This is a genomic window from Chamaesiphon sp. VAR_48_metabat_403 (assembly GCF_031422475.1).
Lineage (GTDB): Bacteria > Cyanobacteriota > Cyanobacteriia > Cyanobacteriales > Chamaesiphonaceae > Chamaesiphon.
Genome location: NZ_JANPLS010000514.1, coordinates 1 through 16346 on the forward strand (window position 1 = coordinate 1; position 16346 = coordinate 16346).

The following is a 16346-nucleotide window of genomic DNA, read 5'->3' on the forward strand; positions in this document are numbered from 1 at the left end:
GATTGTAAGAACCTTTTTGTAATTACAGCAAGTCGCGTAGGGTGGGCAAGTTCCCACCAGCTAGGTTGCAGACATAATATATCTTCTAAATAATTGCATATACCTAATTATTAGCTGCTTTACTATCTCAATTTCGCAAAACTTATAATTCCCTAAAACCTAAAGCCTAAAGCCTAAAGCCTAAAGTCTAAAGCCTAAAGCCTAAAGCCTAAAGTCTAAAGTCTAAGAGGATGTCTGAAAAGTCTAGTTTGTTAAGCGTAAACCTTAGAAATTCCCCTGTCTTGTCGGTTTTTTACGTCACGGGGTTCCCCCAGAATAAAACCGCCGCTAAATCCCCCTTTTTAAGGGGGACTTCCGGATCCGGTTCCCCCTTAAAAAGGGGGTTAGCGGCTCGCGCTCGTCGGGTTTCCCGACGGTTTCGCGAGACAAGACAGGGGGGATTCAGATCTACGATCGAAGACATAAAATCTTTTCAGACAGCCTCTAAAGCCTAAAGCCTCTATCTTTCCTGGCTGCTAATTTGCGTTTCAATTTAAACACGGACAATCCAGCTAGCGTAATGCCGATTAGACTCGAAGGTTCGGGAATTGCAGTAGCTGACGATACAGCGACGATATCCACAGCATAATTTGGATTTAGACCGAAAAAATCGCCGCTCCCATCGAAACCTTGCGATAGGTTTGTTTTAGTTGGAAAGTCAAAGAAGCTGCCGAATGTACCGATCGCTGCTTGGTAATTTCCAGGTAATAAAGTGGCCGTAAAGTTTAAATCTTCGGCATCGATATATTCGTTAAAATAGTTACCACTGGCAGTAAATATCGTCAGCACTGGGCTAAATCCCCCCGCTGGAATTACCGTTCCCGCAGCATTGGTGCCGCCATTGAAGCTAAACGATTGAAATCTTAATTCCGTGCCAGTTGAAGTAAATGGCAGCAGATCGATCGCATCAGCATTAGCTAACGATCCGGTAAAAGATACCCCATAAGCAGGCGCAACCAGCGTGACTCCAATAGTTGCTGTCGTAATTCCCAATAACGTTGCCAGCGTAAATTTTTTCATTGCGATATAGATTAAGCGTGTTCTATAGTCAATCGAGCCAACGGAGTTGCAGCAAATCATCAGCACCATTTTGACAAATCGATGTGTTGTTAGCACCGAACTCAAATCGGATTGCTACAGGTGTTAGTTCCATTGGATAATATCTCGATCGAAGATGTAATTTTGTGATGGAATTTTCATTCATCTGCAATCTAGTCAAACTACGCTGATAAAGTAAACAGGTATTGCTGGATCGGGGTATTCTAAGTTTCGCTAAGTGGCAGATCGGACTGCAAACCAGCAACGCCAATCGAAATCGATCGGCACAAAGCGCATGAAATTAGATCGTTTTTTGGTGTGTGGTTTGGGTAGCTTAGGTCAACACTGCGTGCTGGCTCTCCACCAATTTGGCGTGAAGATCGTCGCGATCGAACAGGTAGCTCCTCAAAGTTGGGAAGTGCCAAATTTAGTCGATTTATTAGACGATCTGATTATTGGTGATTGCCGTGAAAATAACGTGTTGGCGCAAGCCCAAATTCAAGCTTGTCGCGCCGCCCTGATTGTCACTAGTAACGAGGGAGTCAATGCCGAAATCGCCCTTGCCATCCGCCAACTCAACCCCCATACGCGGCTAGTCGTGCGATCGGCAAAAACCAATCTCAATCAATTATTAAGCCAACAACTCGGCAATTTTATCGCCTACGAACCGATCGAACTGCCCGCTCACTCCTTTGCCATTGCCGCACTGGGTACGGATACTGTAGGCTTTTTCAATTTGGATGGTTACTGGTTGCGGGTGGTGCGACAACGCATGAGTCCCGCTCATCCTTGGTGCAATGCCCGTCAGCTACACCAGATCGATACGCGAAGCCAGAAGCTACTGGCTCACACCAGATCTGCAACCGAGCCAGGTTTCTACCAATGGCAGTTTGAAGAGTTAGTTACGGCTGGCGATTTAGTCACATATATTGAAATTGCCGATCGGTTTTCGCTGCACGCCACCCCAGATCGATCGCTTGCTGCTGGCAAAAAAACTAAACAACCCCAGATCGCTCGCTGGGCACGGCGTACTGTCGATCGATTTACGCGGTTTTGGCGATCGAACTTTCAGCAACAAGTCCGCCGCGTGGCTCTAATTTGCTGTTTGATTGTCGTGTTGTTACTGGCGATTGCCACCGTCCTCTTTCATCAATATTATCCCAACACGACTTGGGTGTCGGCATTTTACGCGTCAGCGATCTTACTCTTAGGCGGCTATGGCGATTTATTTGGTAACTTTGAGAAAATTCCGACGATTCCCTGGTGGCTCCAAACTTTCGCCCTCGGCTTGAGTCTGGCTGGTACGGCTTTTGTGGGCGTGTTGTATGCAGTTCTCACCGAATCTCTTCTATCATCAAAATTTCAATTTGTCAAGCAACGACCGCCCGTGCCCCAACAGAACCACATTATCATCGTGGGTTTAGGACGAGTCGGGCAACAAGTCGCCCTGTTGCTACAGCAGATGCAGCAGGCGGTCGTGGGCGTGACCTTGCAGCCAGATATCAACAGCACGATCTTGCCAGATCTGCCGATAATTACGGGTAATATCGCCCAATCCCTGGCACAAGCCAATCTAACGACCGCCAAAAGCGTTATTATCGTCACCGATGATGAAATGCTCAATCTAGAAGTTGCCTTAATGGTTCAGGCGATCGATCCGCAGCTCGATCTGGTAATTCGGACATCGGGACAAAGATTGAGCCAACATCTGATGAAAACGCTGCCAACTGCCCGCGTATTGGGGATGCAGACAGTATCGGCAGAAGTGTTTGCTGGAGCAGCATTTGGTGAAAATATTCTGAATTTATTTCACAGCGATCGGCAGACTATTTTAGTCACTGAATATAGCATTGAAGCAGGCGACACACTCGATCGATTATTACTAGCTGAAGTTGCCTATGGTTATGGGGTAGTGCCCATTCTGCACCAGCGCAATTCCCATCCCGCAACCTTAATGCCTACTGACGATATTTTGCTGGCTCATGGCGATCGATTGGTAGTTTTGGCAACGACAGAGAGTTTGCGGCGGATCGATATCGGCGATCGATACCCCAAATCTTGGCAGGTTGAGGTAGAGCTGGCGATGACCGCAGAATCCACTTTTGAAGGGGCAAATATCATCGGACGTATCTCCGGTTGTTCGCTGCGGATTGCTAGAGATTTGATGGATAATTTACCAGGAATTTTGCAGATTCCGCTTTACCAACATCAAGCTCAACGATTAGTGCAGACGTTAGAAAAGGTGCGCGTCAAAGCCAAAGCTGTTGTCAACTAGCTTAATTATCCAGATCGTAAGTATCGACAATTCCTAATTATCTATTCGGGCTAAAAAATATTTTATCTTAATAAGAATAGTTCTCAATATAATTAATATTTCAATAATTAAGTTTGATTGAATTATAGATTTGGCGTGTTTATTTATACTCAGATTTTTTAAAAAGCTGTGCCAAGATGTGGCTGTCTGAAAACCTAAAAATTTATCCCAGCAACTAGAGCTGCAATAAAAATTCATGGCAAGCCTCTCCTTCGATACAACACAGCCTTCTCAAGTTAAAGGTCTAAATGGTTATACAGTTGACCCGATCTTTACCGTTGGCGACAAAATTGGTGACTACGTTCCTGCTGGAATTCTTGATGGTATTGGTGCTTACGCGCTCAATGACACAACCGTTCGCTTATTGGTTGTCAATGAAGTAGCTAGTACCGATGGCTACAAATACAGTCTCAAAAATGGCACCCAGCTCCCTGGCGCACGAGTTAACTACTTCGATGTTGACAAACGCACACTTCAAATTACTGGTGCTGGATTAGCTCACGATACAATTATCAACCGTGCTGGTGAAGTTGTTGATGCGGCAACCGATCTAGACTTCGGTGGGATTCAACGCTTTTGCTCTGCGGCTTTATTTGAAGCTAACCAATTTGGTACGGGCATCGGTTTAGCCGATCGTATTTTCTTTAGTGGTGAAGAAACTCTTGGCGGTACTCAGTTTGCCCTAGATACAAAAAGCAATACCCTATATGCAGCACCAGCATTCGGGCGTGCTGGTTGGGAGAACGTCAGTGAGTTAAATACCGGACGCACCGATAAGGTTGCTTTCATGATTGGCGACGATGGCGTTGCACCTCTGTCTATCTACATTGGCGACAAAAATGCCAAAAAAGATGGCAGTTTCTTAGATCGTAATGGCTTGGCTCAAGGTAAGCTGTTTGTATGGGTTGCTGACGATCCAGCCGATGCTAACGATATCATCGAACTTAAAGAAGACCAATTCAAAGGAAACAATACCTCTAAAAACGGTAAGTTTGTGGAGATTGCTTACTTTGATGCTGCCAAAAAAGGTACTGCTGTAGACGGCCCCGACGCTGATACAACTATTCAAAACGACCTTGGCTACGATGCTTTAGGTTATGCTACCTACGCACAGCAAATCAAGCTTGCTAATGAAGCTAAGGCTTTCTTTTTCTCTCGCGTTGAAGATGTTTCCACCAATCCTAAAGATGGCACCCAAGCTGCTTTCGCAGTCACAGGTGTAGATGGTACTCCTAACGTTGATGGTGTTGTTTACAGGGTCGATGTTGACTTCGATTTCAGTGCTGGCGGCATCATCAAAGGTAAAGTTGACATCCTCAACGATGGCAACCTCACTAAAGATGCTGGTTTGCGTAGCCCTGATAACCTCGACTGGGCTGACGATGGCAAAATCTACATAAACGAAGATCGCGCGAACAGTGCGGCTCTGTTTGCTGGTAACTCCAAACAAGAAGCTTCATTATTTAGCATCGATCCTGCGGTTGCTAATCCTTCTTCCACTCTAACCCGCATTGCCCAAGTCGATCGCACGGCTTTACCTGCAACTCAAACAGATGCTAGCCCAACTGATATCGGCAACTGGGAAACTTCCGGTATTCTGGATGTTTCTAGTTTGTTTGGTGCCAAACCAGGCGAACTGTTTGTCTTTGATGTCCAAGCTCACAGCCTGCGGGATGGTTCGATTATTACCGCGACCAACATCGATGGTAATAACGATGGTACCAAAACTCGTCAAGAAAACCTCGTTGAAGGCGGTCAGCTATCATTCTTAATCGCTCCTAAAGCGAATCTCATTCAAGGCTCTAACTTGTTTGGCGGTACATCTGGTAACGACACGATCGAAGCTGGCATCACCAAAGGTTTCGATGGCATCAACGATAGCGTTTTTGCGGGTGCTGGTAACGATACTGTCGATAGCGTCATTGCTGGCGTACTCGCAGGTAACAACCGCATTGATACTGGTAGCGGTACTGACACCATTTATGTGGCTAATAACGATCGCGTTTTCGGTCAAGCTGGTGACGATATCTTTGAAGCGTCAGATGCTAGCGGCTACCGTGTTTCTGGTGGTGCTGGTAACGATACTATCTTCCTCGGTAAAGATGGTCGCGCTCTCGGTGGTGATGGTGCTGATAAATTCTTTGCTGGTATCGGTGGCGGTAACACTCTCTCTGGTGGTGCTGGTGCCGACCAATTCTGGATTTACAATGGCGAAGCTCCAGCTAGTGCCAATACTGTTGTAGATTTCCAAATCGGTACTGATGTATTAGGTATTACTGGCGGAGTTAAATTTGCTGACTTGACCCGGACTGGCAACAATATCGCCATCGGTGGTAACACGATCGCCACTCTAACTGGTGTCGATACTACAACTCTCACCTCGTCTAACTTTGCTTTCATCTAATCTCGATCGCAAAAACGATAATTAGTTACTAAAAATAGGATGCTAGATCTCGATCTAGCATCCTATTTTCTATTTCCTGTCTTGAAAAGGTGCTCTACTTGCGGCGTTTTTATGTCTAGGGTTCCCCCCGAATAAGAAAACGACAAGACAGGGGAAACCCCTGTTCCCGCACTTTTCGCTATTCCCTATTCCCTATCCCCTATTCCCTAATCGGAGACATCCCGATATTGAAACTCAGACTGATGCGAACTTCTTCACTCATATTCATCTCGACACCATGTAATAACCAACTCGGAAAAAATACGATCGTGCCAACATGAGGTTTATAAACAACCTTGGGCGAAGTCCATAAATTTAGTTCTGAAATCGGGGGAATGAGCATTTGCGAAGCAGGTCGAGGATCGGTAAAAAATAAATTACCAGAATTATCGGGAACCTGGAGATAGTAGACTCCACTCAAAATTGAATTCGGATGATTGTGGACAGAGTTAGATGCGAGTTTACCATTGACAATCGCCCAGCAGGTAGTGATATCGATCGAGAAGTACTGTAAATCCCAATTCAAGAAGGCTCCAATTTCTAGCGCGTTTTGCAGAATTATTTGGTTGAATTTATCGAAGCATTCACGTTTGTGTAAATCATTTTTACTGTGCCATCCTAGTACATTCGACCATTTCTCACCTTCGAGATCGGTTTGATGCTCGTTGTAAATCTCTTGTAACAAGATTTGATTCAACTGTTGATGATTATCGACTTCAAAGCACCAAACAGAAGTGGGGAACCAATCATTTCTAGAAATGGGCATAAAATTTAATTATTAATACTTTAAATATTTATTCTTAATCGAACCTTAATTTTTACATAGTCTATATTTAACGATCGAATCTAAATGGCAGTGATAGAATACACTAGCGATATCGATCGACAATCTCATCAGTGTGCTCGCCCGTTCTTACGACAATAACAGAATCTAGTTAATTGAGTCTGTGATGACAGGATCTTAAATTAACTGTTAAGAAGTTGGGCATTGTTACCGATCCATTGTTTCGACAAGAACGTTAATCCTCGCTCGGCAAAAGTATTTAAACACAATATCATCCAGCTTCTATCTGGATCAATCAAGGGAGATTTTAATGGCGATAGTTAACGGTACCGCTAATGATGATGTATTATTTATCGATTCAGGAAAAAGCAACGACACCTTATTGGGTTTAGCTGGAAATGATTACCTAGACGCGTTAGCTGGTAGGGGTAACAATACTCTCCGTGGTGGAGATGGTAATGATGAGTTGTATGCTTATACCAACGACCGACTCAATGGCGAAGCTGGTAATGATACCCTCACATCCGATGGGAATGGCTCTAATACCCTCTCTGGCGGCGATGGTGACGATACTATTTATGCCGATCGCAACGATACCATTTCCGGCGATGCAGGCGATGACAAGATTTATGGCGGACTGGGGGGCAATACAATTACGAGTGGCACTGGTAGGGATGTAATTTGGCTTGCCAATGTCGATGTTCCTACTACACCGAATATCATTACTGATTTCGATCGACTCAATGACACACTTAGGATTAACTTAGCAGGTGTCACCAATTTTAGCGATCTAGCTATTGCTAAATCTGGCTCTGATGCCACGATTAGCTTTGGCACTCAACAACTAGCACTACTTAAAAATACCGCTCCAGGTAGCCTCAATAGCAACACCGTCGCCGTCACGCCGACAGCACCCAATAATGCCGGGAGCAACGTAACGAGCTATGACTTTACCAATCTTCCCAAACTAGGTACCACCTCCAAAGGACAAGATATTTTCCTCGGTGGTTTTTCGGGCTTATATTTCCAAGGGATTGCCGCCAATGGTAATCTCAAATTTATCACCCATACCGATCGCGGGCCAAATGGCGATCCGACTGGTGCTAATCGTCCCTTCTTCTTACCTAATTTTCAACCCGAAATCGTCAGTTTTGAACTCAATCGCACTTCTGGCGAGATCGATATTACCAAGCGCACGGGCTTATTTAGAGCCGATGGTAAGACACCACTCACCGGATTGCCCAATCTCCAAGCGGGGGCTAATGGTTTAGCCTATACCGACGAAATTGGTGTCGATCTCGATGGTAAAGTTTTGGCCAAAGATCCGCTCGGTGCAGATGTCGAAGGCATCGTCATCGGCTCTGATGGTAACTACTGGCTGGTAGACGAATATCGTCCCGCGATTTACCAATTCGACACCAATGGTAAACTACTCGACAGGTTTATCCCCAAAGGTACCGCCATAGCCCCCACAACCGACTTCCCCGCCGGGACTTTCGGCACCGAAGTATTACCCGAAGTCTACGCCCAACGCCGCAGCAATCGTGGCTTTGAAGCAATCGCGATCGAAGGTACCAAGCTCTACGCTTTCATCCAAAGTCCGATCGATAATCCAGATAATGCTGGCGATACAGTTTCTAGAGCCTCTCGCACTGTCCGCATTTTAGAATTCGACACCGCAACTAAAGCCGTCACGGGTGAATATCTTTACCTGCTCGACGATATTACGGGTACTGGTAACGCTAAAACCGACAAACTCGGCGATGCTGTCTCCCTCGGTGGCGGTAAATTTGCCGTTGTCGAACGCGACGACTTGGCTACAACCGCATCGAATAAGCTCATCTATCAAATCGATCTCGCAGCAGCGACTAATATTAATAACCCTGCCAACTTTACCCTACCTGCGGGTAAAACGATCGAACAACTCACCCCCGCCGAATTAACTACAGCCAAAATTGCCCCCGTCAGCAAAAGCCTCATCGCTAATGCCGCACAATTGGGCTATACCGGAGTCGAAAAACTCGAAGGTTTGGCATTAGTAGCACCCAATACCCTCGCCTTAATTAATGACAACGATTTTAACGTTGTTGCTGGTAGTAAAGTACCCGAAAAATTAGGGTTGCTAGAATTAGCTAAAGATCTTCCCGTCACAGGAATTATTAGTACCAAAACGATCGCCGCCACCGATCCGGCGGATCTATTACTCGGTATTAAAGAAGCCAATACCAGAATTATCGGCGATCGTCGTAATAATATCATCGATGCGAGTATTGCTGCGGGTCGCAACCAGATTTTTGCTGGCGATGGTGCCGACGAACTATATGCTGGTAAAAGCGATCGCCTATTCGGTGAAGGTGGTAACGATGTTTTAGATGCTACCGACGGAGCAGGTGATAATGAATTAGATGGTGGAACGGGGGAAGATCGATTATTTGCAGGTACTAACGATCGATTATTTGGTGGCGATGGCGACGATACCTTATTTGCTGGCTTAGGTGGAAATACGCTCACAGGCGGTAATGGACGAGATATTTTCTTGCTCGCGCTGGCATCTTTACCAGCTCAAGCAAATATTATTACCGATTTTAAAACTGGTACGGATACGCTCAAAATTGGCGGAATTCCTGGCATCGGCGACGATATTACTAAGTTAACGGCTACCAAACAGGGAGCCGATACGCTCCTTAAAGCCGGGACTGTTGATGTCGCATTACTCAAAGGGATTCAGGCAAATTCAATCGCTGAGATTTTAAATCCCCCGTCAATTCCCACGCCACCCACGAATCCTACCAATCCTACTTCACCCACACCGCCATCAACTTCAATTCCGCCGACATCGCCGACTGGCATTACTATTAACAAAAACTTATTTATTACCGATGCGACAACCACAGGTTTGAGCATCAATGCTATCAGTCAAAAAGCTGGTAGTAAAGTTAATGAAATTGGCTTTTTTGCTGTTGACGATCTGACTGGTAAAATCGGCGGCATCGCGCCCGGTGCAGCCGGGTATCTAAAATTAGTAGCCGACTCAGCCCAGCCAGTTTTTTCCACTCTGAATGGCAGTTTCTTTAATACTAATAAACGTGAAATCGGCTTAAATCCTAATAAAACGTATCAATTTTTTCAGATTCAAGATGGATCGATTTCCGATCTGCAACAACAGATTGCTAACGGTAAAACACCGACTAATCTCTTATTTGCACTCCCCGATGCTGTTGGCAATAGCCCATTCAAAGTTACTAGTAATAATGATGGTTACCAAATCTCAATTAATAACGACGAAATCCGCTTAAATGTCTCCAAACTTGAAGGTGCAATACCAAATATCCCGATCGGTGCCAAGTCCCAAGCTTTATCCCAAGGACGCATCATCGATTTATCTGAATATACTGGTAAAACACTCAAAGCCGATCTCTCGACCACAAGTGATGCAGGTTATAACAATAATATTGCTTTCTACGCCGTCGAAGATGCCGTTTTAGGAACGATTAAACTAGCTAACGGTAGTATTGTCAAACCTAGCGATGCTAACTATGCGATCGAAGCAATCAAAAGCGCAGTTTTACAAGCAGGAAAAACCGATAACAAGCCTAACCAAAATTTAATTGGTGGTAAAATTTACGCACCCATTCTGATTTCTCAAGGTTCGTTAACCGATTTTGTCAATCTCAATCCGACAAATAGTGGTGGCGAAAATGCGATTCATGCTTACTTTAACTATCTCGGTGCCAACCCCGATAAATTAGACCATTTCCGGTTATTGGGTAACAATACTTTTGGCGTAGAAGATTTCTATGGTGGCGGCGATCGCGATTTCAATGATGTTGTTATTAATGTCAATATTAAGACTGCATGAGAGGGTGTTTAAAAAGTATAGATAGAATCCCCCCAACCCCCTTAAAAAGGCTACCATGTATACACAAGTCCGTTTGAGTTGATGCGTAGATTTTTAATCCCCCAAACCCCCTTTTCAAGGAGGCTAAGATCGAATTCTAGAATTCAAAGTCCCCCTTAAAAAGGGGGATTTAGCGGATGCGCGCTCGTTGGGTTCCCCAACGGTTTAGCGCACCAAGCAGGGGGATTTAGATCTACGATCGAAGCCAATAAGACTTTTAAAACAGCCTCTGAGAGGATGTCTGAAAACGGCAAAAGTTTCTTGGTATTAGAGCCACAAAAATTTATATGAGTACAGACAGTGAGTACATTGCTGCTTTAATCGATCTACACCGTGGACGCGATCGTCAAGGGCCAGGTGACTCTGACTTCTCGTGCCATATTTTGAGCAATCTTGCTACTTTGCCTCTCAAGCCGCGAATTGCCGATCTCGGATGTGGCAGTGGTGCTGGTGCATTGTTGCTGGCACAACACTACCAAAGCACGGTCGTGGCAGTTGATTCTGCTGCGGTTTTTATCGACGAATTGACAGCGCGGGCAAAACAGCTCGGTCTCGATCGTTTAATCATGCCAATTCAAGGTGATATGGCTAATCTCGATCGGTCAGTGGGTGTGTTTGACTTGCTTTGGTCTGAGGGAGCGATTTATCATCTTGGGTTCGATCGGGGTCTTAAACTCTGGCGACCGTTGCTTACTGACAGCGGTATTGCCGTTATATCTGAGCTAAGTTGGTTTATCGATCGTCCTCCAGATCCGGCGATCGCGTATTGGCAAAATGCCTATCCCATGATGGGGACTGAGGCTGAGAATATCGACCGGGCAAATCGGTCTGGCTTTAGAGTCCTTTCAACCCATCGGCTGCCGAGTCAGGCTTGGTGGGTCAATTATTACGAACCCCTGCGCGAGCGGATGCAGCAGATCGAAATCACTCCAATTACTCGCTCGGTTATTCATGAAACTGAAGCAGAGATGCGAATGTTTGAACGATTTAGCGACTCCTATGGTTATACATTCTATGTTTTGCAAGCAGTTTAGAAAAAGGTGATGACAAAAATTAAAGCCAGAGCAGTTGAACTTGTAATGATAAAATATTTTCCTTGACACTGTAGTTCAAACGATCTATATTATAACAACACTGACAGGCTCCATAAAAGGGGGATTGCAATGATTAAAGGAAGTTGTTGTTGTGGAACAGTTCGATTTGAGTTGACCGAAGAGCCACGCATGATGGGCACATGCCATTGTAGTCGATGCCGAAAAGTTGGAGCAAGTACTTTAGTCTTCGTAAAATCCGAAACCTTCCAGATCGTTAACGGTCGCGATAAAATAGCTACCTACAAGGCCGAACCTCCTTACAAATACGATCGGTGTTTTTGCTCTGTCTGCGGTTCCGCACTTGGGGAGGTGCTATCAAAAAGTGATTCATTTCCTGTGTCGGCCAACTGCATAGATGGGGATATGGTCGTCGAAAATCAATTTCACGAGTTTGTTTCGGAAAAACCGAGTTGGCTCAAAATTGGCGACACTGCAAAACAATTCGATGAACACCCATCCGAGTCATAAGGCGCAATATCCAGCATTCCAATCCACTAAGTTAAGAACGCAAAACTGTTGCTGATACTGAGCTAATCTCCCACCGCCACAGATTTCCAAGATCGGGATCGATCGTCTCTGATTCTTTGTTCATCCCACATTTTTCTAACACTCTGGTTGAGGCATTTTGCTCTGCCAATGTGTGAGCGCAAACGCAGTCCACTAACTTCGATGCAAATGCGATTTCAATCAACTGACGTGCCACAGATGTGGCAAAACCTTTGCCCTGATAAGTTGGGGCGACAGAGTAACCAATCTCGATCGATCGTTGAGCATCTGGCACTGATTTAAAGCCTCCCAATCCAACTACCGCTCGTTCGCGAAGCGTTCCGTAGGAAATCGGGATGAAAAACGAACAGATATGGCAGCCAAGGATGCCAAAGTTGCGAACTTTGGATCTGGTTGAGAATGTACTCAAGTGCCCCTTGAAAAGGCATGTATCCATCGCTCGGCTCAAGCCCGTAAGCTTGTTGAAAAGCATCTGCGCCTTCAATCAGTTTTTCAAGGTGTCCGGCAGAACACGGTACAATTTCAATATCCATGATTTATGGTTTTCTCGATAGATAAGGGTCTTGCGATTAACTAACATGTTGAAGATCGATCGAACATAACCAATCTTGATAATCATGATGCTGACCTTGAGTAATAGTAACCAACTCCTGCTGAAGTTTGGCGGTAATCGAGTTGGGAACTTGGGGCACCAAATAGTTTTCGATCTGGCTCACGGGGGCAATCTTCGCCGCTGTCCCACACAGGAAAATTTCATCAGCGATAAATAGCTCTGATTTATCGATCGGTCGTTCTACTACTTCAATACCTAATTTCCGTGCCATTACCATAATGCTATCGCGGGTAATCCCCTCTAGGATGTCTTGGTCGGTACCAGGCGTAAAGAGTTTACCCTGACGCACCATAAAAATATTCATCCCCGTTGCTTCGGCTACCTTACCTTGCGAGTTTAACAAGATGGCTTCATCAAACCCCGCCGCATGAGCTTCTGTCTTTGCCAGCGCGGAAGTGATATAAGCACCGCTAATTTTGCCCCGCAGCGGCAAGCTCAGATCTGATTGCCGCTGCCAAGAACTAATTCGACAACTAATACCATTTGGTTTAGCGAAAGTTTCACCAAGAGATAGTCCATAGATAAAGAAATCCTGGGTGATATCATGGAGACGCGGCGCAATCCCCAATCCCGATGAGTAGATAAAGGGTCGAATGTAGAATGGCTTAGTCGGCTTATTTTGCTTGACAAACTCCATTATATTAGCTTGAATTTTATCCGCAGGTAGATCGTAATGCAGATATTTAGCACTATTACTGAGCCGTTGACAATGCCGTTCGAGTCGGAACAAAATGGCTTGACTGGGGTTTGTTTCATCTACATAACCGCGCAAACCGCCCAATGCTCCAGTACCATAGTGCAAAGCGTGAGTAGCAATCGAGATATTTGCATCCTTAAAAGGCACAAACTTCCCTTCAAAATAAGAGATCGGCAAAAAATTTTCCATAAGTTTCTCTATTTTTCAAATTACTTTTATTCAATGTTTTACCTGATAATAAATCAACATAAAACCGTTGTTGTAGACTTTGCTGTTGGTGAGTTCCAACATAGTTTGTTTGAAAATACCTGCAAATAATGAAATACCCGCTCCGAGCAGGAGGGGATTGACTTTCAGAATCAATTCATCGATTTCCGAAAATAGCGTTGTGGCTAAATCGCCACCACCACACAACCAAATATCCTTGCCCTGTTGTTGCTTCAAGTCTTGGACAACTGCCACAGGATCGGTTGAAAGTAGCTCGACATTTTCCGCCTCAACAGCATCGAAATTTGCGCTCAGAGTGCGCGAAAAAACACACTGCTGCATCTGTGGATAAGGGTTCGCGATCCCTACCTTTAATCCTACTTCATAAGTCTTGCGTCCCATCAACACTGTATCAAAGCACTTATTCTCACCACTGATGCCCAAGATGTCGCGAAACCGCGCTGGAAAGGTTTCGGGAAATGTTGCAATTAAATCGGCAAAATGCTCCCCTTCGATCGGGAAACCATCATGCGTACCATCTGGATGAGCGATAAATCGATCGACACTACAAGCGACGTAATATTTGAGCTGACGCATATTGAATCTCCCGCACAAGACCACTACTCGATTGTATCGAAGCTTTTAACTAATGACGATTCTCATTCTGAGAGGCTACGCCAACGGAAAAGATCGGATCGTCAACAGCGGACTTTTTCCGATCTTTTCTGGCTGTCAAAATATGTGTGGGAGCTTATTGTGGAGATATGGAGCAAGTTAACACCTTCATCCTAACCCACAACTAAAACAGGAACGATCGTTATGAATTTCTTCAAATCTTGTCTCAACCTCACATTACTCAGCTTATTAACCTGCACTGGATTGGCTGCACCCGCCTTGGCAACAACCGATTTCGATAATAGCGTCCGAGACGCAGATTTCGAGGGAAATGTCGATGACGGGGGATCTCGGAAGATTAAAGGTGATGTTACCGCCACCGACGATCTAAAAGATTTCCGAAAATTTCTGCTCACTGGTAGCTCTAACCTCCGCATAACTGGTGAAGGCGTGGCACCTAATGGTGGCAGAACCAACTTGTCATTACTTAGCGAATCGGGTCAAGTAATTGCTAAAAGTTCTGGTTCTTTTTCTCACTCATTTACGCGCAATAATCTAAATGCAGGAAATTATATCATAGTCGTTGAGAGCGCGCAATTTAACGCCAATAAAATCAAGTACCAAGTTACTGTTGATGCGCGCTGATAGTTGAGTCGATTCTCTTGTAGAGAGGCTGCACCAACGATTAAATCTCTGGCAATAGCGAATAAATAAGCGATCGTCGATCGATGAATTATTTCAAAGTTCGGCGATCGCTACCCTAGCCCAGTCCACTCTGTGAGTCGGACAATACTACCCAAAACAATTGTCAGTGATGAGAAAAATTGAATGGAACAATTATATTACTCAGAGTTTAATTTGTGCAGGGTTGTTGACAATTGGTATCTCTACCTTATCTGTCTCTCAAAATTATTCCAGCACAGATGCGATCGAACAACAATCTACAACTATAAATCCTCAACAGCTCTGTAGCAATATTCCAGCAGCTAAACCTGTCACCCGCACCGAACTATTTTTTGGATTGCGGAAACCGAATGGAACCGAAGTAAATAATGCTGAGTTTCAACGGTTTCTCGATCGCGAAGTTACGCCTAGATTTCCCGACGGCTTTACCGTAATTTCTGGGCAAGGTCAATTCAAAGATGCTCGTGGTGCCATCCTGCAAGAACGATCGAAGCTGTTGATATTACTCTATCCAATTGCGGCAAGTAGTAGCCAGCAGATCGAACAAATTCGCACAGCTTATATCAAAGCTTTTCAACAACAATCTGTACTTCGTGCCGATAACTTATCTTGTGCCGCTTTTTAAGCGATCGACTCAAGTAGTTAGTTATCAACCAAGCGGTTAGAAACCGCTCCTCGGAGTACAAAGTCCGCCTTCGCGGACTGAAATATTAGTCCGCGAAGGCGGACTTTGTATCATTAGCCGCGATTTTAATCGCAGGCTGACGTTCAACTAATTTAACGGAGTTAATCTCATGATTCATCATATGTCGATCGATGCTCGCGATCCATTGCGGGTGGCTGGCGTGCTTGCAGAAATTTGGAAGGGAAAAGTATACAATTTTCTCGTTCCAGGTAGTTATCTCGTGATGCCTTTTGACAACTATGGCTCTCATATTGTGGTGTTTAAATCGGGTGATGTCTGGGTTCCAGGTGCCGATGTCGAAGCAGCTAAAGTAAGACAAACTACATCTACCGATTTTGTCTCTGCCCATGTCGCCATCTCTGTACCCACCACCCATCAACAAATCGAACAGATCGGACAGAGGGAGGGCTGGCGCGTCCTCACACGCAAACAGGGAGATGGCATCCCCTTCAGTGCGGTTGAATTTTGGGTCGAAAATCGATTTTTGATTGAGTTTTTCTCACCAGAATTTGCGCCCCAATATCTACAAGCTATGCAACCAGAATCGATCGAGCAATTGCTAGGTCGATCGATCGATTTGGTTCCAGTGGCTCTCTCGGCTAAACAGTGTAAAATGTAGCGACAGCTACATTTTACACTCCTCCTGAATATGGATTTTCACCTGAATTCTTTATTGAACTTACCGAATACCACCGTTTTCACTTGTTCTAAAGAAGCTGGATTTACAT

The 16346-nt window shown here is 44.9% G+C and carries 15 protein-coding genes; 9 read left to right on the forward strand and 6 right to left on the reverse strand.

The window, feature by feature from the left end; translation table 11 throughout:
* Positions 1 to 483 precede the first annotated feature (483 nt).
* Positions 484 to 1059 (reverse strand): DVUA0089 family protein, encoded by a 576-nt coding sequence (locus RMO79_RS23955; RefSeq protein WP_310485785.1) that lies wholly within the window; start codon positions 1057 to 1059, stop codon positions 484 to 486.
* Positions 1060 to 1372: 313 nt separating this feature from the next.
* On the opposite strand from RMO79_RS23955, the gene RMO79_RS23960 reads away from it, so the two are divergent.
* Both RMO79_RS23960 and RMO79_RS23965 read left to right on the forward strand, forming a co-directional pair.
* Positions 1373 to 3352: an NAD-binding protein gene (locus RMO79_RS23960; RefSeq protein WP_396136668.1), complete on the forward strand. Its 1980-nt coding sequence runs from the start codon at positions 1373 to 1375 to the stop codon at positions 3350 to 3352.
* A gap of 235 nt (positions 3353 to 3587) precedes the next feature.
* Positions 3588 to 5795 (forward strand): calcium-binding protein, encoded by a 2208-nt coding sequence (locus RMO79_RS23965; protein WP_310485787.1) that lies wholly within the window; start codon positions 3588 to 3590, stop codon positions 5793 to 5795.
* 199 nt (positions 5796 to 5994) lie between these two features.
* Here the strand turns inward: RMO79_RS23965 and RMO79_RS23970 are convergent, their stop codons facing one another.
* Entirely contained in the window at positions 5995 to 6600 is a 606-nt protein-coding gene (locus tag RMO79_RS23970; protein ID WP_310485788.1) for a TIGR02466 family protein, read from the reverse strand.
* A gap of 328 nt (positions 6601 to 6928) precedes the next feature.
* Here RMO79_RS23970 and RMO79_RS23975 point away from each other — a divergent pair, with 328 nt between their 5' ends.
* The 3 genes from RMO79_RS23975 (at position 6929) to RMO79_RS24700 (ending at position 12078) form a co-directional block, all read left to right on the forward strand.
* Positions 6929 to 10477 (forward strand): esterase-like activity of phytase family protein, encoded by a 3549-nt coding sequence (locus tag RMO79_RS23975; RefSeq protein WP_310485789.1) that lies wholly within the window; start codon positions 6929 to 6931, stop codon positions 10475 to 10477.
* A 326-nt stretch (positions 10478 to 10803) separates the two neighbouring features.
* Positions 10804 to 11550: a class I SAM-dependent methyltransferase gene (locus RMO79_RS23980; protein WP_310485790.1), complete on the forward strand. Its 747-nt coding sequence runs from the start codon at positions 10804 to 10806 to the stop codon at positions 11548 to 11550.
* Between the two features lie 192 nt (positions 11551 to 11742).
* Positions 11743 to 12078 carry a GFA family protein gene (locus RMO79_RS24700; RefSeq protein WP_396136669.1) on the forward strand — a complete coding sequence of 112 codons (336 nt, stop codon included), beginning with the start codon at positions 11743 to 11745 and terminating at the stop codon, positions 12076 to 12078.
* Between the two features lie 31 nt (positions 12079 to 12109).
* Here the strand turns inward: RMO79_RS24700 and RMO79_RS23985 are convergent, their stop codons facing one another.
* From RMO79_RS23985 to RMO79_RS24000, 4 genes are read right to left on the reverse strand one after another with little or no spacing between them, the layout of a single operon-like run.
* The gene (locus tag RMO79_RS23985; RefSeq protein ID WP_396136667.1) at positions 12110 to 12391 is read right to left on the reverse strand and encodes a GNAT family N-acetyltransferase; all 282 of its coding nucleotides are present in this window, start codon (positions 12389 to 12391) and stop codon (positions 12110 to 12112) included.
* A 4-nt stretch (positions 12392 to 12395) separates the two neighbouring features.
* A complete protein-coding gene (locus RMO79_RS23990; RefSeq protein WP_310485800.1) occupies positions 12396 to 12650 on the reverse strand; it encodes a hypothetical protein in 255 nt (84 codons plus the stop codon).
* A 36-nt stretch (positions 12651 to 12686) separates the two neighbouring features.
* Positions 12687 to 13616 carry a branched-chain amino acid transaminase gene (locus RMO79_RS23995; protein ID WP_310485791.1) on the reverse strand — a complete coding sequence of 310 codons (930 nt, stop codon included), beginning with the start codon at positions 13614 to 13616 and terminating at the stop codon, positions 12687 to 12689.
* A 30-nt stretch (positions 13617 to 13646) separates the two neighbouring features.
* Positions 13647 to 14231, reverse strand: a complete 585-nt coding sequence (locus RMO79_RS24000; RefSeq protein WP_310485793.1) for a dihydrofolate reductase family protein — start codon at positions 14229 to 14231, stop codon at positions 13647 to 13649.
* A 52-nt stretch (positions 14232 to 14283) separates the two neighbouring features.
* Here RMO79_RS24000 and RMO79_RS24005 point away from each other — a divergent pair, with 52 nt between their 5' ends.
* From RMO79_RS24005 to RMO79_RS24020, 4 genes are all read left to right on the forward strand, one after another.
* The gene (locus tag RMO79_RS24005) at positions 14284 to 14412 is read left to right on the forward strand and encodes a hypothetical protein (RefSeq protein WP_310485795.1); all 129 of its coding nucleotides are present in this window, start codon (positions 14284 to 14286) and stop codon (positions 14410 to 14412) included.
* Positions 14413 to 14453: 41 nt separating this feature from the next.
* Entirely contained in the window at positions 14454 to 14894 is a 441-nt protein-coding gene (locus tag RMO79_RS24010) for a T9SS type A sorting domain-containing protein (protein ID WP_310485796.1), read from the forward strand.
* Between the two features lie 169 nt (positions 14895 to 15063).
* Positions 15064 to 15558, forward strand: coding sequence for a DUF3574 domain-containing protein (locus RMO79_RS24015; RefSeq protein WP_310485797.1), 495 nt, complete (start codon positions 15064 to 15066; stop codon positions 15556 to 15558).
* Positions 15559 to 15727: 169 nt separating this feature from the next.
* Positions 15728 to 16237 carry a hypothetical protein gene (locus RMO79_RS24020; protein WP_310485798.1) on the forward strand — a complete coding sequence of 170 codons (510 nt, stop codon included), beginning with the start codon at positions 15728 to 15730 and terminating at the stop codon, positions 16235 to 16237.
* The last annotated feature ends 109 nt before the right edge of the window (positions 16238 to 16346 follow it).